Below are 25,454 nucleotides of genomic sequence, written 5' to 3'. Positions count from 1 at the left end.
AATAATAAAATTTGAGAAATTATTTTTTAGGAAAGATTAAGCAACTAATTTAGAAAAATTAAGAAGATAAAAACCTAAATAATTCAATTAACTGTGAACCGAATTTTATATTCCTGCCTGATTTTAGGGCTACTCTTTAGCCAATCCACACTGGCACAACAAAAAAACACCTCTAAAAAACCAAATGTAATTGTAATCCTTACAGACGATCAAGGGTACAAAGATCTAGGAAGTTATGGAGCCAAAGACTTGGTAACAACAAATATTGACAGATTGGCTGAGGAGGGTGTAAAATTCACCCAGTTTTATGCCGCAGCACCGGTTTGTTCACCCTCTAGGGCAGCACTCATGACCGGAAAGTATAATTTTAATGCAGGTCTATTCGGTAACGTTTCTCCCCCACATTCAGATCCTGAAGGGAAGTCAGGTCTGCCTACTGAGGAAATTACCATGGCCGAGATGTTCAAGTCAAATGGCTATCGAACAGGTTTAATAGGCAAATGGCATTTGGGGCACACCCCGGAAAAATTACCTAATGGGCAGGGGTTTGATTATTTCTTTGGTCATCAAAGAGGTTGTATAGATAATTTCTCACATTTCTTTTATTGGCATGGTCCAAACCTTCATGACTTGTATCGGAATGAAACAGAAATTTACAGACCCGGAGAGTTTTTCGGTGACCTAATGGTACAAGAGATGAAGCAATTTATTAGCGAAAAATCAGAAGAACCATTTTTCACCTACTGGGCCATCAATATGCCACATTACCCCTACCAGGGAGATCCTAAATGGCTTGATTATTATGCTGACTTAGAAAGCCCCGTAAAGAATATGCGGCTTTTGTCTCTACAATTGATGAAATGGTAGGAGAAATCTACCACCACCTTAAAGCAATAGGTGAACTGGAAAACACCATTATTGTATACCAATCAGACCATGGATACAGTGTTGAGGAACGTGCGTTTTTTGGTGGTGGGGATGCAGGCCCTTTAAGCGGTGCAAAATTTAGCATGTTAGAAGGAGGAATAAGGGTTCCGGCCATAATCAGATTCCCTTCTATGTTGCCAAAAGATGAAGCTCGACACCATTGGGCCAACAGCATTGATTGGATGCCTACACTAGCTGAGTTGACAGGTATAAAAATCCCAGCAAGCCAAAATATTGATGGAAAAAGCCTACTACCTTTAATACTAGATGCCAATGTACCAAGCCCTCATGAAACCATGTTTTGGGGTACCGGAGACCCCGAAAATAAAAAGCATGCTTGGGCAGTCCGTAAAGGCCCTTGGAAATTGCTAGGCAATCCAACTGACCCAACCGGCAAGCTGACCTTTACCGAAGCTGACAGACTCTATTTGACCAATATGGAAATGGATTCTACAGAACACAAAAATCTTGGCCAACAATATCCTGAAAAAGTGGAAGAGTTGTCTAAAATGTATGAAAACTGGATAAATATTGTTAAAACCGAAAAAAGTGAGGAAAATATTCAAATAATTTTCATTAAATAGTTTCCTCATGCAGCAAGAATAAGGTTAAATAAAGCTACATTAATACCCTATTTTACAAAAATAACAGACATACAAAAGTAGTTTCATAAATTTTTCACAAATTAAAGAGAGAAAATAAAATTGTAAGGAAAACACTTCCTCAATTTATAATTTTCTCTCCTATTTGATTCAAAATTGAATATTGTTAAACATCATAATTATTCATTAATTTTCGAGATAACATTATTCAATCTTTTTTTCGAAACAATATTCTGATATTTTATTATGTGTGGAATTGTAGCATACATTGGATCCAGAGAAGCCTATCCAATAATTTTAAAAGGCCTTCAAAGACTTGAATACAGAGGATATGATAGCGCCGGCGTTGCTTTATTAGACAAAGAGTTAGCTGTCTATAAAAAAATGGGCAAAGTTGCAGAATTGGAATCCTCATTAATAGGCACCAATTTGCATGCCCAATCAGGAATTGGCCACACCCGTTGGGCGACACATGGGGAACCCTCTGACCGGAATGCACATCCGCACCGATCTACCTCCGGAAAGTTAGCTATGGTACACAATGGTATCATTGAGAACTTTGCTCCGATTAAAAAAGAACTTCAGCAAAAGGGTTATGTTTTTGAAAGCGATACAGATACAGAGGTATTGCTTCATTTCATAGATGATATTTATCAAAACGATGCAAATAACCTTGAAGAAGCTGTCCGAATAGCCCTTAAAAGAATTGTTGGCGCTTATGTAATTATATTGTTGGATCAAGATCAACCTGACACGCTTATTGCTGCACGCAAAGGAAGCCCTCTAGTTATTGGTATTGGAAAAAATGAACATTTTTTAGCTTCTGATGCCTCTCCAATCATCGAATATACCAAAGAAGTGGTATACATCAATGATTATGAAATGGCCATTGTGAAACCTGACGAGTTGATTCTAAAAAACCCGGGAAATGAAAGGATTACTCCATTTATTACCAAGTTAGACATGGAATTGGCAGCCATTGAAAAAGGCGGCTATGAACATTTTATGTTAAAGGAAATATTTGAGCAACCTACAGCTGTTTTTGACTGTCTTCGAGGAAGGTTAGATGCAAAAAAAGGAACCATCACCATGGGAGGTATCGATCAGCACCTTGACTTGTTGCGGGAAGCCAATAGGATAATCATTGTGGGGTGTGGTACCTCATGGCATGCCGGTTTATTGGCAGAATATGTTTTAGAAGAACTTTGCAGGGTTCCTGTTGAAGTTGAATATGCTTCTGAATTCAGGTATAGAAATCCGGTAATTAACCCCGGAGATGTGATCATTGCTGTATCCCAAAGTGGTGAAACAGCGGATACGCTAGTTGCCTTGGAAAATGCCAAAAATAAGGGAGCCTTTATTTTCGGCGTGGTCAATGTAGTAGGATCAAGTATAGCAAGGTTATCCCAAGCAGGTGCCTATACGCATGCCGGCCCGGAAATAGGCGTAGCTTCTACTAAAGCCTTTACGGCTCAACTCACAGTTCTTTATATGATCGCCATTAAGCTTGGTTATTCTAAGGGCACCTTATCCAAAGAAAAATACCAGCATTTGATCAATGAATTGTCTTTGGTTCCGGATAAAATTCGGGACGCATTAAATGAAGCAACTTCCATTGAAAAATTAGCCAAGAAATACCAACATGCACGTGATTTTCTATTTTTAGGAAGAGGATATAATTTCCCCATTGCTTTGGAAGGGGCCCTTAAATTAAAGGAAATAAGCTATATACATGCCGAAGGTTATCCGGCAGCTGAAATGAAACATGGTCCAATAGCACTGGTTGAAGAAACATTACCTGTGGTTTTTGTAGCTACAAGAGACGTTTACCATGAAAAATTAGTTAGTAATGCAAGGGAAATTAAAGCTAGGAAAGGTCAGGTTTTGGCGGTAATTACAGAAAATGACGACCTATTTGAGGAAATTGCAGATGATACCATCTCTGTTCCTGCTGCTGATGAACTTATTGCACCTTTAATTAGTGTTGTCCCTTTACAACTTTTGGCTTATTATACAGGACTAGCCAAGGGACTGGATGTAGATAAACCCAGAAATTTAGCAAAATCCGTTACTGTTGAATAATTTTTTTAATACAGCTAATCGTATAATGAATAAAATAACACGCCACCCTATTTCAGCTTTAGGTTACCAATTCATAGAGCCAAAATACCTTCCTGAAGGGGCTGATGAATATTACCTTCGGAATAAGCAAAATAGAACCAAAACCCTCTTTCGGAATCTCAATGCAAATGAAATCGAACAATTAGTTCGTAATCAAAATCAAGCAGATGATTGGAATAAGATTTTGGTTTCCGACGCATTTAATCCGGAGTTGGTCAAAAACTGCAAATTCTTTGGCTTGATAAGAATTGGGAAATTAGAACCTTTTTCTTGGAATACCATAATCTAAGAATGCCTGTAGGTCTTTACAATAGTCATATCATAAGTTGTGATATTGGAGACAATGTAATCATTGACAATGTTAGCTACCTTTCTCATTATATCATAGGTAATGAAGCCATATTGGTAAATATCAATGAAATGTCGACTACAAGTCACGCAAAATTTGGCAATGGCATTGTGAAAGAAGGGGAAAAGGAAGAAGTGAGAATATGGTTAGAACTCTGTAATGAAAACGGAGGAAGGAAGGTAGCTCCTTTTAGTGGAATGCTTCCGGGAGATGCATGGCTTTGGTCAAGGAACAGAACAGATACACTTTTTCAGTCAAGACTTTTGGAATTTACCCAAAATGAATTTGATGTTAAGCGGGGTTACTATGGCAAAGTAGGTGATCGTTGTATCATTAAAAACACCTTAATTATTAAAGATGTTTGGTTTGGTTCCGATGCCTATATAAAAGGTGCAAATAAACTCAAAAATTTAAGTATACACTCAACACCGGATGCAAGTACCCAAATTGGTGAAGGGTGTGAGCTTGTCAATGGGATTGTAAGTGAAGGTTGCACTGTTTTTTATGGGGTAAAGGCTGTACGATTCTTGATGGCAGCACAAACGCAGCTTAAATATGGTGCCCGATTAATCAATAGTTATTTGGGTTCAAATGCTACCATTTCATGTTGTGAAGTTTTAAATTCATTGATTTTCCCCTCCCATGAACAGCACCATAACAATTCGTTTTTGTGTGCAGCATTAGTGCAAGGTCAAAGCAATATGGCAGCCGGAGCCACTGTAGGCTCCAACCACAATTCCAGAGGTGCAGATGGTGAAATCATAGCTGGAAGGGGCTTCTGGCCGGGCTTGTGTGTAAGCCTGAAACACAATTCCCGCTTAGCTACATTTACCATTGTTGCAAAAGGAGACTACCCTGCAGAATTGGATATACCCATTCCTTTTTCTTTGTTGAGCAATGATGTTACCAATGATGAGTTAGTAGTTATGCCTGCCTATTGGTTTCAATACAACCTATATGCATTGTCTAGGAATGCATGGAAATATGAAGCTAGAGACAAAAGGATAGAAAAGTTTCAAAGATTAGAATTTGATTTTCTAGCTCCAGACAGTATGATGGAAGTACTTAAATCCCTTGCTATCTTGGAAGAAATTTGTGGGAAAGCTTATTATCAAAAGTTTCCTACCGAGGATAAAGTGTCCATTCAATCCATAAAAGAAAAAGGAAAGGAACTGCTAGATTCTGATGACCCTATCCTGCAAGAATTAACATATTTTGCTTCAGGCTGGGAAAACAGCAAGAGAAAAATACGAGTAATCAAATTGACAGATGCTTACTTGCGTTTCAAACAAGTCATTAATTATTACCCGGTTTACTGCTTAACAAAATACTATGCTGAAACAGATTTACGTGATGGTGGCTTGATAAAAAATTTGACATCTGACCTTTCCCAACCGGAAGTATGGGTTAATCTAGGTGGTCAACTGGTACCAAAATCAAGTATGGATCAAATGATTACAGATATAAAGAATAAAAAAATCAACTCTTGGAAGGAATTGCATTTGTGTTATAAAAATCTAGGAAATGAATATGAACAAGAAAAAACCAAACATGCTTTCGCTATATTTTTTGCATCAGAAGTCATTCCCACTTCTGAATTCACCAGTGCACATTTGATCCAAATGTTGACAAAGGCGAAAACTTTTCGACAATGGATGTCCGATAGCATATACATCAGCAGAAAAAAAGATTATGACAATCCATTTAGGAACATGGTATATGCTGATGAAAAAGAAAGAGACCAGGTATTGGGTTCATTGGAAGACAATAGCTTTATTCAATCAGAAAAGATAGAAAGTAAAAAGTTTATGGAACAAATAGATCAATTCCTAATTGCCTTAAAATAGTTCTTAATCTGATTATGTTCCCCATAAAACATGGAAATTTAAACGTAGTAGGCTTAGGGTTTATTAGCTTCTGCTTTAAAAAAATGCTAAGTATTTTTCCTCTTAAATTAAACCCGGATTATACAATAGATTTTGTAAGGAGGGATGCAATCACAAAAATTTAGGCTGTATGGAAATTTTAGCATAGCACCGCTATGGAGAAATTGAAAACAACAACAGAGTGGCTGATTTTGAAGCGATTTCAGCACCTAATAGAAGGTTGATTGCATATTTCAGTTTAAAATCCTTATGCATTGAAAACATAAGGATTTTTTATTTACCCAATAATTTTCTTAAATTATATATCATTAAATATTTGGTCTAAAACCATTGAAATTATGATAGGTAAAGCGCTTTTTAGGGTGAGTTTTATGGCAATTTCATGGTTAATATTTACCTATCCAATTTATGCTGAACCTTGCCCTGATTTAACACTAGGTCCTTCTGCTACCAACCTAAGTTATTTGGAAATCATATCACCAACAGGCACTCAGGAGATAGCGTTACCCGAAATCATGGTCTTCCCAGAAGGAAAAGAACGGATTTATTGCCTTTTGCCTGACTTATTGACCACTCAAAAAATCCCTATCATTCAATGGAATGAATTGGTTTTAAAAAAAGGTTTAAATTCCTCTGACACTTGGCAGGGAGGAATAGATAGGGCAAACTTTCACCCTACCCCATGTCTACCTAATTTGAAAACCAGTCATTTCAGCTCCGCCACTTCATCAGATGATTTTATTTATGATGTTCAAGGAAATAAAGTTACCCTACAAGGTCGGATTTCCTTTACAGCAATCGATGGGGTAAATATCCATTTGTACCTAAACATCAAAGAACAAATCATACCCAGGCCAAAAATAAATAATTTACAAGGAAAAATATTTGGACCTTCGGGAGAGCTAGAAGTTATTTCAGGGGAAGTAAGTTTCAAAAAAATAATGAAATCCTACGTGGTTCCGGCCTTGCTTCATCACCCAATGGAAACCTAGGATTTGAATTTTCTATCCCAAACTATGTAGGACAATCAGGGAAATTCTTAGTCAATGAAGGAAATGAAAAATACCCATTGTATTCTGCCTATCATATTGAAGGTGAACCAAAGGATTCATTAAAAATATTTAAATATGAAATAGCACCTAAAAATTTAGATTTTAAATCATTTTTTGACCCTTTTCCCTACACTATTGATTCTTTAGATGATAATGAATTGCTCTTAAGGGCTGAATTAATCAGCAAGTCCATTGCCTTGGACCCAAAACCCTCACCTGTTCTTGTTCCAGTTACTACCTCTACTGATCATGAGTTTAAGCCCAACATTTTTTATAGGTATATAAAAAACGATAATGACCTTATCACACCAAACAATTGGGAAGAAGAATTAAGTATAAAATTAAATTCTTTTCCAATCTGGAAATATAGAATTAATAAAAATAATACAGACACCAACAACCACAATTACATAGTAATCAATGACATAGATCCTAAATATGGTAGAATAACAAAAACTTCTTCCCTCTCTATAGAACAAGTTAAAGCCATGAATAGTGGTTTTAGTAATATTTTTCAATCCTTTGATATTGACCAGGATACCTTGAAATTGAAGGAGTCCATATTGGCGCTTTTTTCTAAGAACAAATTGGCTACTAAAGCATCTAAGGAGGATAATTTTGAAGATTTTTTAGTAACAACTGTTTCTGAATTTCGAAAAGAAGAAGAAGCGACATTAAATTCACCTACCTCTGCTTTCGATAGTATGGCTACAGACAATAATAAAATTTCATCCTACTTGTTGTGGTTAGATGAGAACAATCATTTTCCAAAAAAGAGAATATATAAACATGGTGAAACAAAAATTCAAATTCATTATGGTGACAGCATAACCTTAATTGCCAAAAATGCGACACAAGGTGAGCAAACTTATTATCTTCCAGGAAACCCGGGATTATTTGATATATTACAGTTTCATGGTGCATTGCGTTCTCTCCCCTCGACTTGGGCCTGAAAGTAAATTTGGGATTTTTTGACCTTTCTGTCCAAAGTCAAATTCTTTCCGTAAATAACAAGTCAGTAAATCGAAAATTGATAATTCCTGAAGTTATCCAAGCGTCAATAAACGTAGAAGAAGAAATAATGGTTGATAATCAACAAGCATTTAAAATATATGTTAAGTTTGAAGGATTGAATAATAATCTTTTTGTAGAGAGCCTGCAAAATGAAAGTTCAGGTTATTATTACCTGAGTAAATCATGGCCTCACCAACTTATAAAAGCCATCTACCAAGAAGGAATAATTCTAGAAAAATAGATAAGAATAATGCACCACCACTTAAAAACCCAAAGCCAGCGAAATCTATGTTTTTTCTCTATTGGTTTAATTTTTCTTATTGGTTCATGTAATGAACCTTTAACTAATGTCGATAATGCCAAGGAAAAGTTAGCCATCGAAAATGGTTATTTGGCGCATGAAGGCTTTCGAAGAAGCTTATTATTTGTCAAGGCATGGTTAGCCCAAGCTGATCAGGAAAGTGGATTGATCCCTAGAAATCTTAAAGAAAGCATTGATATTTGGAATGCCAAAGATGCGGCTGCAGACAATTATCCTTTCATGGTGCTTACTTCTGCAATCTTAGACCCTGCCTTATATAATGGAAAAATGGCAAAAATCCTTCAAACCGAAATAGAGCTAACTTCTAGACTTGATAGGCTTCCGGACACCTATTCCTTTACTAAAAAGGGTTTTGATAAAGAAGAGATTGACAAGGATGAAATTATTTTTGGCTCCTCAGAATACATCAAAGACGGTCTTTTACCTTTAACAGAGTACATAGGACATACTCCGTGGTCAGAAAGAATGATTGCATTAATAGATGACATATGGAAAAATGCCATTTATGAAACAGCCTTTGGCAACATACCTTCTTTAAATGTAGAAGTAAACGGTGAATTACTTCAGGCACTTTCACGTGTATATTGGATGACAGCGGATGATAAATACTTAAATTGGGCAAAACGCTTAGGGGATTACTATTTATTAGGGGATCAGCATCCTACAGATGATATTGAAGTACTACGGTTAAGGGATCATGGATGTGAAATCGTTTCAGGTTTATGCGAACTCTATGTTGCAGTGGCAAATAGTGATGCGGAAAAAGCCGCTGCCTACAAGCCTCATATTTACCGAATGTTGGACAGAATTCTGGAGGTTGGCATAAACGAAGATGGCCTATTTTACAATCAAATTAATCCAGTAACCGGTAAAATTTTAGATGATAAGTTAGCAGATACCTGGGGTTATACCTACAACGCTTACTATAGCGTATTTCTGCAAGACAAGTATGAACCGTATCAAAAAGCGGTAATCAAAGCTTTGAAAAACCTTCACAATTATAGCCAATATGATTGGGAAGATGGAAGTGCAGACGGATATGCTGATGCCATCGAAAGTGCTTTAAATCTTTACAATAGAGAAGCATTACCCGAGACTAAAGAGTGGATTGACAGCCAAATTCAGCAAATGTGGTCATTACAGGATTCCGCCCATAGAAAAGCTACAGAAGCTTATAGAAATACAGGAATAATTGAAGGTTGGCACGGAGATGGGAATTTTGCTAGAACTAGTATCATGTATTCATTGTGGAAAAGCCAAGGGGTGACGGCTTTTCCGTGGAAAAAAGAATTATATCTAGGGGCAATCCCTTTGGAAAATGGTATTTTAGTAAGCTTGGTGAGTGACGAAAATTGGGAAGGAAAAATCAAGTTTGATCATCAGAGGCATCAAAGTATTTTCAATTTACCTTTGGATTACCCAAGGATCAATCAACTTCCTGAGTGGTTTACAGTAAACAAAGATCAAAAATACTTGGTCAATTTCTCAAAAGGAGAATCTAGTCAAACTTACCAAGGAAAGGAATTGATGGATGGCATAGAAATAAAATTAGAAAAAGGACATCAAATATCTTTTGTGGTTAGCTCCAAAGAATAACCTCTTAAATCAAGCTGTTGGTATTTTTTCAGTAATTCAATCAATGGTAAAGTAGTTTGATTTTCTTCCAATTTCTTTAATAGCGAGTTGCAGGCCAAGTCTAAAGGCACTTCAGAAAAGTAAGTATCTCTTAAATAATGCGTCATTTTGAGTACCATAAAACCGTCCATCCATTGCCAAAAGTTTTTGGCAAAGATTTTGGCAGATTTTGATTGGCATTTTAAGTCTGTAAGTCTATTTTCAAAACCTTGCTCACGTAGGAAATTTTGTATGGGTTCAGGCAATTCCTTTAAGCCTTCTGCTGAATGATATAAGTTTGGAACAAGATTAAAGAATTGCTTCAATAAAGCATAGGTTTCGGGATGATAAGTGTTTCTAATTTGAGCTCTAGCATCCAAAAACTCCAATTGAGCTCTTCCTGTACCAAATGGCACCCTATCAGAGGATCTACAAGAAGGATAAACCATGGCCGGGAGGTACGTAAACTGACTAATCGGAAGAAGCTTATGCATGAAATAAAAATCCTCCCCTGCCTTTCTCCTATTCCCCCCCGGACTTTGCATAAGCAGAAGCTCTAACCACCATGCAAGAACCAACCGTGTGCTTGGCATTTGGATATCCGGCCCACTTTAAACCTTGAATATGATATCTCAAGTGAAGTTCATATTGAACAATACCATTCTTAAGATTTTCATCTTTTTCCTTTAAGAATAAGTGTTTGAACTGATAATGGGCAAGTTGGGTCAATGGGTCTGAGAAAGCCTTTTCGGCTACAATCAAATAATCTTTAGAAACAGTACAATCAGCATCTAAACATATAATTGGTCCATCCTTTTTTGCCAAAGTCCACCTTTGTAAAGCTTCATCCATCCCAATCTTTCTTGCCAAACCTGCACCTGCAAACTTTTTAGGAAGCTTTTCCTCTGCTATAATTTTAAGCCTGATTTTATTTTCGGCCAATTGATTTTTCCAAGTGTTCAATTGCTTGAAGGTATTTCTATTAACTTCCACTACCTCCTGCAGCGAATTTTCAGGAGAATTGACCACCACTAGGAGTTCCACTTTTCCTTGGGGGGCAATGCATTGGCACAAAGAAGCTAAAGTGAATGAAATATTCGGTTCCTTGTAGGAGGGAATCACAATTATAAGTGAAAGATCTTCCGAGGGCAAATCTCTAAAGTAAGGTTGATTTACATTGAATCTTTTTATATAATTAGCTGAAATAGTAGCTATATCTTGAGTCATTTTCGTAATTATTTAAATAGAAAAGCCATAGAAAACCTGCTCAAAATTGAAAAAGAAATAGTACATTTACTTCTTTAAGCCTAAAAATTATTGTAAATAATTTCCACATGAAATACGCCATTGACCTTAAAGTTCCATCCTCTCAGGAGTGGCTGAATGCAGTAATGCAAGATTTCGATACTTTCCTTCAAGACCATGCAGATTGTGAAAGAAAAGCCTCGGCAATGGCCACTTCGCTAATTGCGAAATATCCTGATAGGGAAAAAATAATTCCGGAAATGATCGAAACTGCCATTGAAGAATTAGAGCATTTTCAGGAGGTATTTGAACTGATGCAAAGTAGAGGTGTTCCTTTGAATAAAGAAATGAAAGAAGACCTGTATATCAAGCAATTAATGCCGTTAACCCATGGAGGAACCAATGAAAGTCGATTCTTGTCCAGGTTATTAATGGGTTCTATTGTAGAATGCAGGGGCTGTGAAAGGTTTAAAATGGTCTCTGAGGCACATGAAGACCCTGCTTTAAAGAAGTTTTACAAGACCCTGTGGACTTCAGAAGCCAAACATGGTAATATTTTTGTAGAATTGGCTTTGCAATATTTTGAAGAAGAAACAGTTTACAAAAGATTGCATGAAATGATGGAATTTGAAGGAGAGGTTGTCAAAAACCTCCCCATTAAACCAGCCTTACATTAAAAGTTAAGCATAATTTTATTGATCTTCCTCATGTTTTTCCTTCAGCTTTTGCTGTACAATATCTGCAGGATATTTTAAGGTAAGGTCCCTAATTTCAAAAGAAAAGTCGTTGTATAATTTTTGCCAGATCTCTTTTTCTTCTTCAGTGTATTCATAGAACCCTTTCCCATTGAAAATGCCTCTTCCACCACCATCAACAATTTTGTTCATAAGCTTACCTGGAGCATCTGCATTGTTTAGGGTAGGAAAAAGATCTTTCATTACTTTATGATAAGAGGCAATTCCTGTAAAATCCATCCAACGAAAGACCCCCATCATCGGAATAAAATATCCGGCTACATTTCTACATGCCCGATCCACATCTTCTACTGAGGCATAATCTTCATCCACCAGATGCATGGCTTCACGGTACATGGCATACATTAGCCTATTGGCAATAAACCCCGGTATGTCTTTTTTCAACAATACGGTTTCTTTTTGCCACAATTCACCCAAATCATATAGAAACTGAGCTTTTTTTAGATCGCTTTTATCCCCACATATCACTTCTAAAAACCGGGTAGTAAATGCAGGTTCCATCCAGTGTAACCCAAAAATCGTTCCGGATTACTCACAAAAACCTGTAATTCACTTATTGGAATTGCCGATGTATTGCTAGTAATAAAAGCGTCCTTGGCCACAATGGCATCTACTTTTTCGAAAACCTCCTTCTTTATTTGAATATCCTCCTTGATGGACTCTAATACCAAGCGGCAATCCTTCAAGGTAGAAAGGTCCGAAGAAATAGTTAGCTTTTTCAGGTAGTCCTCAGGAGAACCATTTAAAAGTCCTTTTTCCTGAGCCAATTTAAAGTGGTTATCAATTCTTGTTTTAGCTCCTTCAAGCGCTTCTTCTATCAGCTCTACACCTGTGACCGGATGTCCGGCAATTAGCATACAAACAGCAATGCTGCTCCCCATCATTCCTAAACCAATGATTCCAACTGGAAATTCATTAGGGTCAAATTCACTCGACATATAAATATTTTAAGGGATAATTGGCCGGCTATATCGTAGCCGGCCAAAATTCAATGAAACAATTTTATAAATGTACAACTTTTCCTGTTCTGACAGATTCATCACAAGCAAAAGCTATCCTTAAACTATTGACTGCATCCTCCATGTGATCCGTTAAATCAATATCTTCTTTAATCGCTTTCAAAAATACTCTTGTTCTCGTTTACATAAGCCATTGTGATCCGGCTCATCAGTCAAATCAATCCATTCGTCTTCATGGGCAAATTTCTCGTTGGCATCCAACTCAGATCTGTGGTATAAAAGTGATTCGGTTTTTGTATGGGCCTCAATACTATCTGATTTACCAGATCCACCCGCTTCTTTAGCGACAATGGACACAGAACCTTTTGGTCCAAAAACATCTTTAATGAAAAAGGCAGTTTCACTGACCATCGGTCCCCATCCTGCCTCATACCAACCAACAGAACCATCTTCAAACCTGATTTGAAGATTTCCGTAGTTATAATTCCCTTCAGGAATTTCTTCAGTCAATCTGGCCCCGATTGCATACACTTGCACTGGCTTAGAACGGGTCATCTGACACATTACATCAATATAATGAACCCCACAATCTACAATTGGGCTAAGGCTTTTCATTAGATTCCTATGCAAAGTCCACATTTTATCCTCACTTTGCTGGTTAAGGTTCATTCGCATTACCAAAGGCTTCCCTAATTTTTGACTTACTGAGATAAAATTCTCCCATGAGGGATGATGTCTCAAGATATAACCAACTACCAGCTTTTTATTGTGTTTCGTAGCTGCATTCACTACTCTTCTGGCTCCTTCAACGGTGTCAGCCAAAGGCTTTTCAACAAACACATCACAACCACTTTCAATAGCTTTAATGGCAAAAGTCTCATGCGTATCAGGATAGGTAGATATACTTACAGCATCAGGTTTGGTTGCCTCCATTGCTTTATAAAAATCATCATACAAGGCATATCCCCCACCTAGTTTCTCATTCAATACCTCCTTGGTTTTACCTCCGGATACAAGTCCTACAATTTCATATCCATCCAATTGATGGTAAGCAAGGGCATGCGAGGCTCCCATATTTCCACATCCAACTACTAATACTTTAACTGATTCTTGGCTCATGGTTTATATTTTTTTATAATTAAAGATTAAACTTATTGAATACATGCAATTGATAAAAATAATCCTAAAGGTTTATTTGATCAGCGGGTAAAGGGTTATTTCTTTAAAGGCTATGGTTGCCCCTTCTGATTGAACCTGTATCCTTCCAAACTCAGGTTTTACATTGGTGGCAAAGTTGACAAGTTTACCATTTAAAAATACAGCAATATTTCCTTCCCAAGTCTGAATTTCTAAATCATTCCACTTACCCATTTTCTTTTCCACTTCTTTTTTGCCTCTAAAACCTATGGTATCTGACCACTTTGGTGACCTTCCATACCAATTGATTCTACCTTTATTGATTCGTTTTAAATCCCCACCCGGCTCATAAAGGTGTGAACTTCCCTGTAATTCTTTTGCCACCGGTGCACTTAAGCCAAATGTTTCTGTACCATCTCCAACTACTAAAAAATCACCAGTACCGCCTTCAATGATTTGCACTTCTATTCCATGCATCCAAATTCCACTGTATCCCCCATCTTTACCTTTTGAATGAATTAAAAAGCCGCTATCTCTGGCTTTGGTTTTTCGGTCACCATAAGTTTCTCCTTCCCAACGAAAAGATGTTTTTAAGATGTAATTGTCATAAGGATTTATGGTTGTAATACAACCCCATTCTTCACCACTAATGGTCAAGATACCATCTTCCACCTGAAATACTTTCTTAGGATCTTCATCCCTTCCTCTGTCTTTAATAAAAGTATACCAGTGATTCAAATCATCTCCATCAAATAGGGCTATTGCTTCACCCTTTTCCCAGCTATCAGGTAGGTCTATTGGATAACTTTGGGCAAATGCGGAAAAACGCACCAAATTGAAGGCAAAAAACAATACTAAACAAATACTAGGCTTTCTAAGCATAATTGCATTTTTACATTGGTTAATAATAATTTAACTAGTTATTTCTCGTATAGATCCCATCCGGAAGGGATTGAAGATAATGCATTAAATCACTGATTTCTTGATTACTCAAATTGCCTATCAAGCCTGCAGGCATCAAAGATTGGTTGGCCTCCTCCAATGAAATAATATCTTTTTCATCTACAGTTACTAAACTGCCGGGACCAACGGCCAACTCATACCTTCCATTCTCAAAACCCTTTATAATCCCTATATATTTCTGCCCCTCTGTTTGAATGGTTACAGTTTCGTATTCACGAGCAAAACTAACTCCTGGGAAAAGCATGGCCTCCAAAATATCATGCTTAGAACGAATCTCGCCAATGTTGGTAAGGTCCGGACCGAAAGTCTCTCCTTTTCCTGATACAGCATGACAAGTACTACAAGCCCCAACTCCATAAAATATAGCCCTACCCCGGTCTACATCTCCTCTCACCAAGCCTTCAGCCAGTTCTTCCAATTCCGTTATCCTCTCTTCTTGTCTCGCTTCAAGACTATCTATCAAGGTCTTGCCGGCTTTACTTTTTCCGAAAATAAGTTCCAACTGATGAATGGATAAATTAGCCCAAACTTCTTGACGTTCCAATAATTTTTCTTCTAATTTTACTAAAATATTAACATCTTCAACATCATCAAATAATTCAAGTAAATAAGACACATCACCATTGGCAGATTTAGGTAAAATTTCCTGCAAAAGCCAGGATAAATCCTGAATATTTAAATCTAAATTTCTTAAAATATTTATTGCTTCGCCATGCAGTGCTTGCCTTCCTTCCACTAGTAATTGCTCAGCAACCCATTTTAAATCATTTGTAGACAAAGACCTTCTAGACTTACTAGACCGTTATAAACAGCCAATTTTAAAGAGGCGTCTTTTTTGGTTTCAGTCAATATTTTATTAAAGGCGGGAATAAATGTTTTCTCTTTTAATTGTACGGCCAAATTAATCACCGCTTTTTGGGTAACTTTTTGTGAACTATTTAATAATTGGAATAAACTACCTTCGAGGGCGGGCAAAAGTTCTTTCGGCGGGCTTTTCTCCAACGATTGCAAAACCTTTAATTTTTCTTCTTCAGTTATGGTTGTCCTATCCAAAACACTAGCTAAATAATTTTGAACTGCCTGTTCATCAATAAAAGTGGGGAGTATCGCTTCTAATTCACTCATCCGACCACTTCCCTCCTTAAAAAAATTTCAAGTAATTGGTAAAGGCAACTTCCCAGTCGGAATGATTCTCCAACACCCAAAGTGCCGTTCCCCGAACTGTGCTATCTGAATTACTCAAATAGTTTTGAACCAAGTTTTCCTTTAACAATGGACTTTGCTTTTGATCCAGAGCGATCAAGGCTGCTTTATTAAAATTACCATTCTTTAACTCCTCTAAAAGCAAATCTTCGTTCTCCATTTGAATCAAAGCAAAAATTACCGCATGAGAAATAAACCTATCTGCTCCATTTGTCTTCATTAATTTCAATAACGGAGTAGTTGCCTCAGGATCCCCAATTTGACCTAGAGCTACTGCCACTTGTCTTGCCAAAGCAGGATTAGGCTGTTTGTCTAACAATTGAATCAATTCCTTCTTGGCAGAAATCACCTCAGCCATCCCCACTACTCTTGCTGTTGCAATTTTAACTTGATCACTTTTATCTTTCAATCCCAGAACGAGTTGATTCCATGCCCTAGGGTTTTGAGTCCTAAATAATAGAAAAACTGCCTTTGTCCGAATGGCTTCATCAGGATGGGTTGCTAATACATTCACCAAATAAGGTATCGCAGCAAGCGGCTGTTTCAAAAGGTACTCCCCGGCCTTTTCGGAAACCTTCCAGCGTGAATCTTCCAAAAGTCCCACCAATTCAGGTACAGATAAGGATTCCCAAGCAATTTTATTACCCCAAGGGTCTTTTTCAGTATCAATTTTCTTTTTACGTATTCTAAATATTCCGCCAGGTACTTCAGGCTTGGCAGTTCTACTCAATGGACAACCAGAAATAAACCAGCCACCGGTATTGACTACCAAAAGATTACCATCGGGCTCTTGCAATACATCAGTTGGGTGAAAATCAGAAAGACTAGAGGTCATAAAATGTTCACTATCCCCTTCGTAGCTTGCACCTGAAGCAGAAAGCACAGTTTTCACAATTCTGCCGGTGTTGAATTCAGCATGAAACAAATTGCCTTCATAATCATTCCCCCATATGTCTCCTTCATAACGCATTATTCCTGATGGAGAGACCCTGGCCATTTTATGCATAACTGGCATTAAACTGCCGGTACGGACCAAATTATCTTCAGCAATCACGGCATTGTGTTTTGGGTATACTCCATCTTCCACCCAATGCATAAGTGCATCTCTATATCCACCCTGGGGATCGGTAAAATAAGTCATCGTTCCCAAAACATCACCAGATGGAGTAAAGGCCAACTCTATTGAGTTATCAAACCCGCCTCCGGCAAAGCTCTGTAATTGAGTCCCATTAGGCAAACAGCGCCAAATACGTGCCCCTTTACCCTTAAAATTTACAAACTCCTTGCTTTGTATATCAAAACCCCTTCTGGCATCAGCCATGTATAACCAACCATCCGGTCCCATAAACGGCCCACTCAATATTGCTGCATTATGATTTAATGTCCAACCTGTAAGCAATACCTCCTTTTCTTCAGCAATGCCATCCCCATCATTATCCGTAAACTTGATCAAATCAGGAGAAGCCGAGACGATTAAACTTCCATCTACAAAGGCCCCTCCCATAGGAAATGGCAAATTGTCAACGTAAACGGTTTTATGATCAAAAATACCATCCAGATTAGTATCTGTTAATAACAAAATTTGAAAATTCGGTTCTTTTAAAATTTCTTCTGTACCCTCTGTATGTCCACTTGATTCCATCACAAACAACCTACCTCGGTCATCAAATACCCCAAACATGGGATATTGAACTAGTCCGGGCAAAATTGCCTCTTCAATCTCGAAACCTTCAGGTACTTGAATACCGGGAAGTTGCCGGCTAGCCCCCTCCCAAATATCCAAAATTGACAAAAAGACTAAGGTTGCTGCGAAGGCAATCAACCCCATCCAAATTTTATTCTTAAAAGTGATTTTTTGCATGAATCAAGGAGTCAATGTTAATGCTTATTTCTATCGATAAGCATAGGGAAAAATTGACCTTCCAATTTTTCGCCCGGAGAAAACACAGGCACTCCTTTTAATAGCTCTTGATCCGTATTTGACTTGGTTCCATCGGCAAATACATTAAGTACAAAGGCCCTTCTAGATCTTTCTGACTTGTTCTCATAGGAGCCATGTACCATCAAAGGATGATGAAAAGTACCATAGCCTCTTTCCATTTCGATTGGTACAGGTTTAAATTCTTTTTTCTGCTCTTCGGTGAGGTATTCCATTAAACCTTCCATATCTCCAGCCAATTCAGGTTTATCTAATAAACCCCAATTATGACTTTTAGGAACATAGTAAAGACAACCATTGTCTATATCTACGTCATCCAATCCAACCCAACAAGTCAAATGTTGCATAGGAACAGATCTTGTCCAATAGGAGTAATCCTGATGCCAAGCCACCACACCTCCATGCTTGGCCGGCTTACAAAACAATTGATCATGCCAAAATCGTACAGAATTATTTCCCAACAGTTGGCTGGCAGCCATGACAAAGGCAGGATTCCATAAAATATCATGAAACCCTTCTTTAACCCTCCAATGTCCCAATGAATGGAATAAAACAGTATCAGGATTAGCTGATTCATTTGAAACAAATTCGTAAAACAAATCCATTCCCGGTTGATTGGGATCTGTAATACTTTCTAATTCTTCGTTTAGTCGCGCTACTTGCCAATGCGCTAACAATTTAATATTAGGCAGATAGCCATTTTCATGGAAAAAGGCAATTTGTTCTCCTGTTAATCTATACTGATCCCAATCTTTTTCATTTTTTGGCCATTCAAAAAGATCTGATATCAATGCATGAACTTTTGATAAATCACTTATCATTGGTAATAAAATTTAATTATTTGTTTATGGGTTTGGCAATAAAGGAGCGATCTGCTCTGCTGAGGTCACTCCCGGTGGTAATTCAGTTACAGTCAAATTTCTAAAATGAATAGGCGCTCCTTCAGACTCAAGACAGATATACCCCTTTTTTTGACTGGACTTGCTGATACCGTTCACAAATTTACCATTCACTGAAAGTTTGATCACTCCATCTATACAAACCACCACATAGGTATTCCAAAGCCCTTTTCCTAAACACCTGTTTTCAATAGATTTACTACGGGTACCTCTAGGAGTGTCCGGCACGGTTTCTACCCCACCTACCCCAAACAACTCACCATGTACATATGCAATTGGGGGTAATTCACCTTTTTCATTTTTATGTTGATTTACCCAATCTAATTCGAGCATTTGCACTTCCACTCCATTGGGAAGATCATTGGGACCGGGAGTGGCATCGGACCATACAAATGTTCCGGAATTGCCTCCATCAGACATGTGTTTCCATTCCACATACATGATGAAATTTTCGTATTGGTTTTCAGAACGAATTACCCCTATAGGTAAACCCTCACAAATCAATTCATCTCCCTCAAAACGCCAAGTATCCTTCCCTGTATTTACATCAATCCAATTGATAGCTTTGCCCTTGTCTTTTTTACCCTGAACCAAGGCGCTAAGGTCTTGTTGGACACCAAATTTAAATAGCTTTTCTTGCGCCACTGAAGACTCCAAGAAGAAACTCATAAAGAATAGAATAGCAAAAATCTTATAAATAGTCCTCATTAGTTAATTTTTAATAGGGTGAAGTTTTAGACCGCTTTGGTGATTCCGGGAATGGCAACTTGTGGTACATCAACTACCAGATCCCATCTGTAATCAGCTGCTGCAGGTCCAAGCTTCACTTCACTCTTCATTGCCTCTTCCCAAGTAATGGTTTGGCCACTGTACCCTGCCATTCTACCTATGATGGCTAGCATGGTGCTATTGGCCATCAATTCACCTTCATTCATCGCTTCTCCTGACCTTATGGAAGCAAATAACTCTTCATGCTGGGTTTCATAAGGATTGTTAGATGGCCCATCATAATCCCAACGTTCACTGCCCATTGTTGCATGAACCCTTTTCCCCACATCAATTGTAGCAAAGCCTTCTGTTCCTGTGATATTGACTTTATTTGTATTTGAGCATCCTTTTTGCTGTCTGCTGAAATGCACCCCCTTAAGGTTGTTTTCATATTCGTATTCTACTGCAAAATGGTCATAAATATTCCCCCACTTTTCTTCCGTTCTGGCTTGTCTCCCTCCAGTTGCTGTTACTTGAATTGGTAATCGGTCGCCAAATGCCCAAGACATTAAGTCCAAACTATGGACCATCATCTCTACAATATAATCTCCGGATAACCAGTCATAATAATACCAATTTCTGAGTTGATACTCCATTTCAGTCCAACTGTCTTGGCGTTCTTTATACCAAAGTCCACCACCATTTCTTGCAGTAAATACATCCGTTATCTCTCCAATTTCACCTCCTTTAATTCTTTCAAAAATAGCCCTTTTAGGAAAATCATACCTGAAGGTGAAACCTGACACCACTGATAAGCCCTTTTCCTTGGCCATTCTTGCTGACTCTAATACACTTCTTACACCCGGTGCATCAACTGCCACCGGTTTTTCACATAAAAAAACATGTTTCCCCGCTTCTACGGCAGCTTTAAAATGAGATGGCCTAAAAGCAGGAGGTGTGGTTAAAATAACTACATCCACGCCCGAGTCAATAACTTGTTGGATGGCATCAAAACCTATAAATTTATGCGCTTCATCCACTTTTACTTGTTCAGGATTAATCTTTTTAAGAGACTGGTAAGATTCCTCTAAATAATCCGAAAAAATATCTCCCATGGCAGTAAGCTCAGCATCTTTATCCGCTTTTAAAGCCTGTGCAGCTGCTCCAGTTCCTCTTCCTCCACATCCAATAAGACCTACCTTAAGCTTTGCCTTTTGGCCGGCAAATCCCTCTCTGATATTGAATCCAAATGGTAATACTGTTCCGGCAACTATTGCAGTACCTGTAGATTTTAAAAATGATCGTCGATTCTTATTATTTTGCTCCATAGTTTGTAACTGTTTTGAGACCAACCGGTCCTATAGAATAATGAATATTGCGTAAAATACAATATGTCTCATCAACTTCAAACAATTTTTATATCAAAAGGTATGGCATTTGATAAATAAATATTTGTACTTGTTTGGTTTGGGTAAAAAATAATATATTTATACCAATTGATAATAGGCTTGCACTTTACCAATAAACCAAAAGCTTTACAACCTTCCCAAATCATTCCATATCAACATAAAAAATAAGGATAGAATCTGCTAAACACTCCTTTTACCTTAGGTACCTTACCAACGAATGCTAAAATTCACCCATTGTAATAAGAAACTCCTAGCGCTAAAAATACATTTTATTAAGCCCTGAAAAATAATTCCAGTTAGCACTCCAGGGTTGGCAAAAGCGAGGCTTCATTATTTCTATGCAATAGTTTATATTAGATATATTCGTGTGAAATTTACATTTAACGATTTTACATTAATATGACTCTAAAGAATTCCTAGACATCAAAACTCCTCTAACATATAAAAGATCGCTTTTTAATCAACCACTAGGCATCCGGTCTTCATCTCGCCTGTAGGCAGGCAGGTTCACCTAGCGGCGCTGGGTTAACATCTCTGAATAACCAAATTTTATTACAATTTCAATTTTCACAGTGAAAGTTAGAAATATACATTACGAATCCTATTAATTAATAAAAGTTAAAAATAAGACGGAAAAAAATGATCAAGAGAAAAGTTCTCTTGATCATTTTTTTTATCTCTCTCTTTGTGGAATTAAAATTGTACACCAAAAACTTTGGCACCAGCTACCGGCATATTGCAGGTAAAAACACCTCCACTTAACGGATACTTTTCCAACATTTGAGAACTCATATTTTCCTGAGCTGTGGTAATCAATAATTCTTTTCGATTTTTTCCACCAAATGCACAAGAAGTGACATGAGGGGCAGGAACCTCAATTTTATCTAGTTGTTCTCCGGTTTCCGGATCCCATTGATACACACCAAATCCACCATAATGTGCCACCCAAAGCTTTCCATTCTCGTCCATGCACATACCGTCAGGTGTACCAAGTTCTTCAGGAACTTTTACAACTACTCTTTTAAATTCAATTACCCCTGTACTTGGCTCATAAGCAAAGGCCTTTATTTCTCTTGTAGGACTGTCAATGAAATACATGGTTTTGTGATCCAAGGACCAGCAAATTCCATTAGAAATAGTGACACCCTCCACTTTTTTATTTACTGTTAGGTCTTTTTCAACACAATACAAGGCACCGGCCTTCTCTGTAAATTTTGTACTCATGGTGCCAACCCAAAGCCTTCCCTCACTGTCACAAGCTCCATCGTTACAACGATTATCAGGCTGGTCACTTTCAATGATACATAGCCAGTCAAACTTCTCTGTTTTGGGATCAAAAACAGCCAATTTTGCATCCAATGCCAAGATAAAGTTACCTTTGCCATCAGGGACTACTAGGCTAATCCTATGAGGAAAAGACCATTTTTTAACACCAGGCTCTTCAGGTATTAGCTGGTATAAATGGCCTTTTTCTATATCCACCCAAAGGTAACAACCGGGATCATCCAACCAAGTTGGGCTCTCAGCCAAAACACATTGAGCATTTAATAATAATTTCGCTTCCAAATCTAAAATATTTTAATCCGTGCAATCAAATTGCACGGATTATTTAATGAATTATTTAGGCCAGTAAACAGCTATTTTCTTTTGTAAGAAAGCTACGCTTCTTTCCAATTGATCCATGCCGTCTACACCATCTTCAATACTGATCCAACTATCAAACCCGACACTTTTTAATTCAGTAAAAATGGCATCATAATCATTCAATCCTTTCCCGATTTCACCATGACTCAACCTCTTGGCATATCCTACAGCTCCACCTTCTTCCTTTCTTAAATCATCAATGGTTCCAGTTTTTAAATAGCGGTCACTTGCATGCATGGTAACCACTCTTTTAGAAACCCTTTTCAATAATTCGATAGGGTCTTCTCCTGCTAGAAAGGTATTACTAGGATCATAATTTACACCAAAATTCGGACGATCTATGCTATCCACCAATTTACAAAAAACGTCCATTTGCTGAGCAAATTCAGGGTATTCCCAAAAATCATCCTTATAGTGATTTTCAAGAATCAGGGTAATTCCCCTTTCTTGTGCATAGGGAATACAAGCCATAATTGAATCTGCAGCCAATTTTACACCTTCATCTAAAGTCAATTCAGGCCTTTTTTGTCCGGACAATACCCTACAATAAGACCCTCCTAAAATGTGGGTCATGTCTATCCAGTGTTTTTGCTTTGCAATTTCTTTGTCACGGAAAGATTTGTCGGGATGCGTAAAGTCCGGTGAACAACACATCATGGGAATAACTTTACCTGTATCCTCCACCATTTTTCTATAGGTAGGCCACTTGGATTCGTCTTCCATATCCAGAAAACCTGCGTACCACTCCAGCCCCTCTACTTCCAAAGTAGAAGCCAATTGTATCCACTCTTCAAGTTTCATTGTTCCATCTTTGCAGAGTGCCTGCATAAAGGCTTTGGGGAATGCTGCTAATTTAGGCATATTTTAAATTTCAATAGTTATTTTAATTTATTGTACTTGTGTCTTTGGGTGCATTTCTCCCGATTAAAGGATACTGCTCTAATTCCATTACTTGTCCGCTAACAGGACCGGACTCATCTGATAACCAGAAGATAGCTGCTGCAGCGATTTCTTCAGGAGCTATGATCCTTCCGGCGGGCGCATACATTTTTGGTAAGTCTTCAAACCACTTGTCCGAAAGCCCATGTTCCTTTTTCCTTTGTTTTTCAGTTTCAGTCAAAACCCAACCAGGGTTTATTTGGTTTACCCTGACACCATGATCACGAAAGAGACTGTCTCCAAGATTTCTGGTCATGGTCATCAATCCACCTTTTGATATACTGTAGGCAAGCAAATTTGGCTCTCCACTCCAAGCATTTACTGAACCTATGTTCAATACGTTTCCTCTATTAAGTTCCATCTGCTTTAAAGCTGCCTTGATTAGAAGCAAGGGGGCGATGGTGTTGATTGACAATACCTTTTCCAAAAACGGCCTATTCACTGATTGAAAATCAGAAGAAACTACCCATGCGGCATTATTTACCAAAGCATCTAATTTACCAAATGTATTTACTGCCAAATCGACCAATCTTTCAGCACATCCTTCTTTTTGCAAATCTTCAATATGAAGTATTGCTTTGTCCGCTCCAATGGATGCTACAACCTGCTGTCCCCATTCTTCTTCCAAACCATGGATAACCAATTTGGCTCCTTCCTTGGCACATTTTAATGCAATGGCCTTTCCTATACCGGTAGTGCTGCCGGTAACGATAATTACTTTATCTTTTAAGCGCATGATTAAACGGGTTTCAACACACTTTTAACCACCTCACCATGGTGCATTTTCTCAAAAGCTTCTAACCAAGAGGTAACAGGCCATACACCACCGATAATTGGCTTCACATCCAAAGTACCTGAACCCATCATGCCAATAACTTTTTCCCAAATGGGCCAATTATGACTAAAACTTCCTTGTAATCTTACATTTTTCTGTACGATAGGATCCAAAGAAAAATTACAAGGCTGTGGTCCCCAGCCAACTTTGGTAATTTGTCCGTTTGGCCTCACTAAATTCATTGCGATTTTAAGGGTAATACTGGCACCAGCTGCATCTATTATTAAATCTGCACCCAATCCATCCCTTTCTCTGGCCCATTCTGTAGCATCACCTATAATGGCTTCACATCCGTAGCTTTTGGCAATTTCTAACCTACCTCTATCAGCTTCTAAACCTACCACTGCTACTTCTGCACCATTAATTTTAGCCATAACTGCACACAACATCCCAATTGTTCCCGGACCAATTACCAAAACCCTGTCTCCCGGCTTGATATTTGAATTGACAACTACTGCGCTATAGGCCACACAACAAGGTTCAGTCAGGCATGCTTCCTCAAAAGGCACTTGGTCAGGAACATTATGTAAACAACGTGCCGGCACTTTTACATACTTCGTCATGGCACCGTTTACTCCATATCCAAAACCTTTTCGAGTAGGGTCTAAATTGTAAAGCCCAATTCTACTCATGGGATTTAATGGATCTATTACGGCTGCAGTTTCACTTACCACCCTATCTCCAACATTCCAACCTTCTACTCTAGGCCCTACTTCTATAATTTTCCCTCCAAATTCATGGCCTAATACCACCGGATAATTTACCGGCCAACTGTGGTCTGAAGTCCATTGATGCAGATCACTGCCACAGACTCCAACATTGGCCACTTCTAACAATACTTCTCCCTCTCCTATTTCAGGTTGTTCAATTTCTCTTATTTCAACGGAACCTTTGGCTTCCGCATAATTTACTACAGCTGCTGCTTTCATTAT

Annotated in this window: 25 protein-coding genes and 1 pseudogene; 10 read left to right on the top strand and 16 right to left on the bottom strand. The window is 38.0% G+C overall.

From position 1 onward, the window contains the following. The first annotated feature begins 93 nt into the window (after positions 1-93). The 9 genes from WG932_RS03750 (at position 94) to WG932_RS03710 (ending at position 9,869) form a co-directional block, all read left to right on the top strand. Positions 94-867, top strand: a complete 774-nt coding sequence (locus WG932_RS03750) for a sulfatase-like hydrolase/transferase (RefSeq protein WP_483087007.1) — start codon at positions 94-96, stop codon at positions 865-867. Beyond that, positions 861-1,511, top strand: coding sequence for a sulfatase family protein (locus tag WG932_RS03745; RefSeq protein WP_483087006.1), 651 nt, complete (start codon positions 861-863; stop codon positions 1,509-1,511). The genes WG932_RS03750 and WG932_RS03745 overlap by 7 nt, the downstream gene beginning before the upstream one ends. Positions 1,512-1,775: 264 nt before the next feature. After that, positions 1,776-3,611, top strand: a complete 1,836-nt coding sequence (glmS, locus tag WG932_RS03740; RefSeq protein ID WP_483087005.1) for a glutamine--fructose-6-phosphate transaminase (isomerizing) — start codon at positions 1,776-1,778, stop codon at positions 3,609-3,611. A 25-nt stretch (positions 3,612-3,636) separates the two neighbouring features. Continuing rightward, positions 3,637-3,939 carry a DUF4954 family protein gene (locus WG932_RS03735; RefSeq protein WP_483087004.1) on the top strand — a complete coding sequence of 101 codons (303 nt, stop codon included), beginning with the start codon at positions 3,637-3,639 and terminating at the stop codon, positions 3,937-3,939. Then, entirely contained in the window at positions 3,921-5,846 is a 1,926-nt protein-coding gene (locus WG932_RS03730; RefSeq protein ID WP_483087003.1) for a DUF4954 family protein, read from the top strand. Before WG932_RS03735 ends, WG932_RS03730 begins: the two co-directional genes overlap by 19 nt. Before the next feature lie 377 nt (positions 5,847-6,223). Next, complete coding sequence (locus WG932_RS03725) at positions 6,224-6,877, top strand: hypothetical protein (protein ID WP_483087002.1); 654 nt, start codon at positions 6,224-6,226, stop codon at positions 6,875-6,877. Between the two features lie 77 nt (positions 6,878-6,954). After that, positions 6,955-7,890, top strand: a complete 936-nt coding sequence (locus tag WG932_RS03720; protein WP_483087001.1) for a hypothetical protein — start codon at positions 6,955-6,957, stop codon at positions 7,888-7,890. 8 nt (positions 7,891-7,898) lie between these two features. Next, the gene (locus tag WG932_RS03715) at positions 7,899-8,192 is read left to right on the top strand and encodes a hypothetical protein (protein WP_483087000.1); all 294 of its coding nucleotides are present in this window, start codon (positions 7,899-7,901) and stop codon (positions 8,190-8,192) included. Positions 8,193-8,201: 9 nt separating this feature from the next. Next, a complete protein-coding gene (locus tag WG932_RS03710) occupies positions 8,202-9,869 on the top strand; it encodes a hypothetical protein (RefSeq protein WP_483086999.1) in 1,668 nt (555 codons plus the stop codon). Here the strand turns inward: WG932_RS03710 and WG932_RS03705 are convergent. Next, positions 9,836-10,432, bottom strand: a complete 597-nt coding sequence (locus WG932_RS03705) for a hypothetical protein (RefSeq protein ID WP_483086998.1) — start codon at positions 10,430-10,432, stop codon at positions 9,836-9,838. The genes WG932_RS03710 and WG932_RS03705 overlap by 34 nt on opposite strands. Next, positions 10,410-11,114, bottom strand: a complete 705-nt coding sequence (locus tag WG932_RS03700; protein ID WP_483086997.1) for a glycosyltransferase family 2 protein — start codon at positions 11,112-11,114, stop codon at positions 10,410-10,412. Before WG932_RS03700 ends, WG932_RS03705 begins: the two co-directional genes overlap by 23 nt. 107 nt (positions 11,115-11,221) lie before the next feature. Between WG932_RS03700 and WG932_RS03695 the strand changes: the two genes are divergently transcribed. Then, entirely contained in the window at positions 11,222-11,809 is a 588-nt protein-coding gene (locus WG932_RS03695; RefSeq protein ID WP_014022045.1) for a MiaE family protein, read from the top strand. A gap of 15 nt (positions 11,810-11,824) precedes the next feature. Here WG932_RS03695 and WG932_RS03690 read toward each other — a convergent pair whose 3' ends face one another. The 14 genes and pseudogenes from WG932_RS03690 to WG932_RS03625 all read right to left on the bottom strand — a co-directional run bounded on the left by WG932_RS03690 (position 11,825) and on the right by WG932_RS03625 (position 25,451). Beyond that, a complete protein-coding gene (locus WG932_RS03690; RefSeq protein WP_483086996.1) occupies positions 11,825-12,388 on the bottom strand; it encodes a 3-hydroxyacyl-CoA dehydrogenase family protein in 564 nt (187 codons plus the stop codon). Continuing rightward, entirely contained in the window at positions 12,358-12,825 is a 468-nt protein-coding gene (locus WG932_RS03685; protein ID WP_483086995.1) for a 3-hydroxyacyl-CoA dehydrogenase family protein, read from the bottom strand. The genes WG932_RS03690 and WG932_RS03685 overlap by 31 nt, the downstream gene beginning before the upstream one ends. Before the next feature lie 64 nt (positions 12,826-12,889). Further along, positions 12,890-13,920: pseudogene (locus WG932_RS03680) on the bottom strand (Gfo/Idh/MocA family protein). 117 nt (positions 13,921-14,037) lie between these two features. Beyond that, a complete protein-coding gene (locus WG932_RS03675; protein WP_149392247.1) occupies positions 14,038-14,865 on the bottom strand; it encodes a 3-keto-disaccharide hydrolase in 828 nt (275 codons plus the stop codon). Between the two features lie 34 nt (positions 14,866-14,899). Further along, entirely contained in the window at positions 14,900-15,724 is an 825-nt protein-coding gene (locus WG932_RS03670) for a c-type cytochrome (RefSeq protein WP_483086994.1), read from the bottom strand. Next, a complete protein-coding gene (locus WG932_RS03665; RefSeq protein WP_483086993.1) occupies positions 15,706-16,071 on the bottom strand; it encodes a hypothetical protein in 366 nt (121 codons plus the stop codon). The genes WG932_RS03670 and WG932_RS03665 overlap by 19 nt, the downstream gene beginning before the upstream one ends. A 16-nt stretch (positions 16,072-16,087) precedes the next feature. After that, positions 16,088-17,977 (bottom strand): PVC-type heme-binding CxxCH protein, encoded by a 1,890-nt coding sequence (locus WG932_RS03660; protein WP_483086992.1) that lies wholly within the window; start codon positions 17,975-17,977, stop codon positions 16,088-16,090. Between the two features lie 50 nt (positions 17,978-18,027). Continuing rightward, positions 18,028-18,909: a phytanoyl-CoA dioxygenase family protein gene (locus WG932_RS03655; RefSeq protein ID WP_014022040.1), complete on the bottom strand. Its 882-nt coding sequence runs from the start codon at positions 18,907-18,909 to the stop codon at positions 18,028-18,030. Positions 18,910-18,933: 24 nt separating this feature from the next. Next, the gene (locus WG932_RS03650; RefSeq protein WP_483086991.1) at positions 18,934-19,695 is read right to left on the bottom strand and encodes a 3-keto-disaccharide hydrolase; all 762 of its coding nucleotides are present in this window, start codon (positions 19,693-19,695) and stop codon (positions 18,934-18,936) included. Between the two features lie 26 nt (positions 19,696-19,721). Beyond that, positions 19,722-21,023 carry a Gfo/Idh/MocA family protein gene (locus WG932_RS03645; protein ID WP_483086990.1) on the bottom strand — a complete coding sequence of 434 codons (1,302 nt, stop codon included), beginning with the start codon at positions 21,021-21,023 and terminating at the stop codon, positions 19,722-19,724. Between the two features lie 774 nt (positions 21,024-21,797). Then, positions 21,798-22,670 carry an SMP-30/gluconolactonase/LRE family protein gene (locus tag WG932_RS03640; RefSeq protein WP_483086989.1) on the bottom strand — a complete coding sequence of 291 codons (873 nt, stop codon included), beginning with the start codon at positions 22,668-22,670 and terminating at the stop codon, positions 21,798-21,800. Positions 22,671-22,721: 51 nt separating this feature from the next. Then, positions 22,722-23,609, bottom strand: coding sequence for a sugar phosphate isomerase/epimerase family protein (locus WG932_RS03635; RefSeq protein ID WP_483086988.1), 888 nt, complete (start codon positions 23,607-23,609; stop codon positions 22,722-22,724). Between the two features lie 22 nt (positions 23,610-23,631). Beyond that, a complete protein-coding gene (locus WG932_RS03630; RefSeq protein WP_149392252.1) occupies positions 23,632-24,423 on the bottom strand; it encodes an SDR family NAD(P)-dependent oxidoreductase in 792 nt (263 codons plus the stop codon). A gap of 2 nt (positions 24,424-24,425) precedes the next feature. Beyond that, positions 24,426-25,451, bottom strand: coding sequence for a zinc-binding dehydrogenase (locus WG932_RS03625; RefSeq protein ID WP_014022034.1), 1,026 nt, complete (start codon positions 25,449-25,451; stop codon positions 24,426-24,428). Between the last annotated feature and the right edge of the window lie 3 nt (positions 25,452-25,454).

The organism is Cyclobacterium sp. SOCE241, from assembly GCF_056867545.1.
This window is presented reverse-complemented; position numbering and strand designations above follow the sequence as displayed.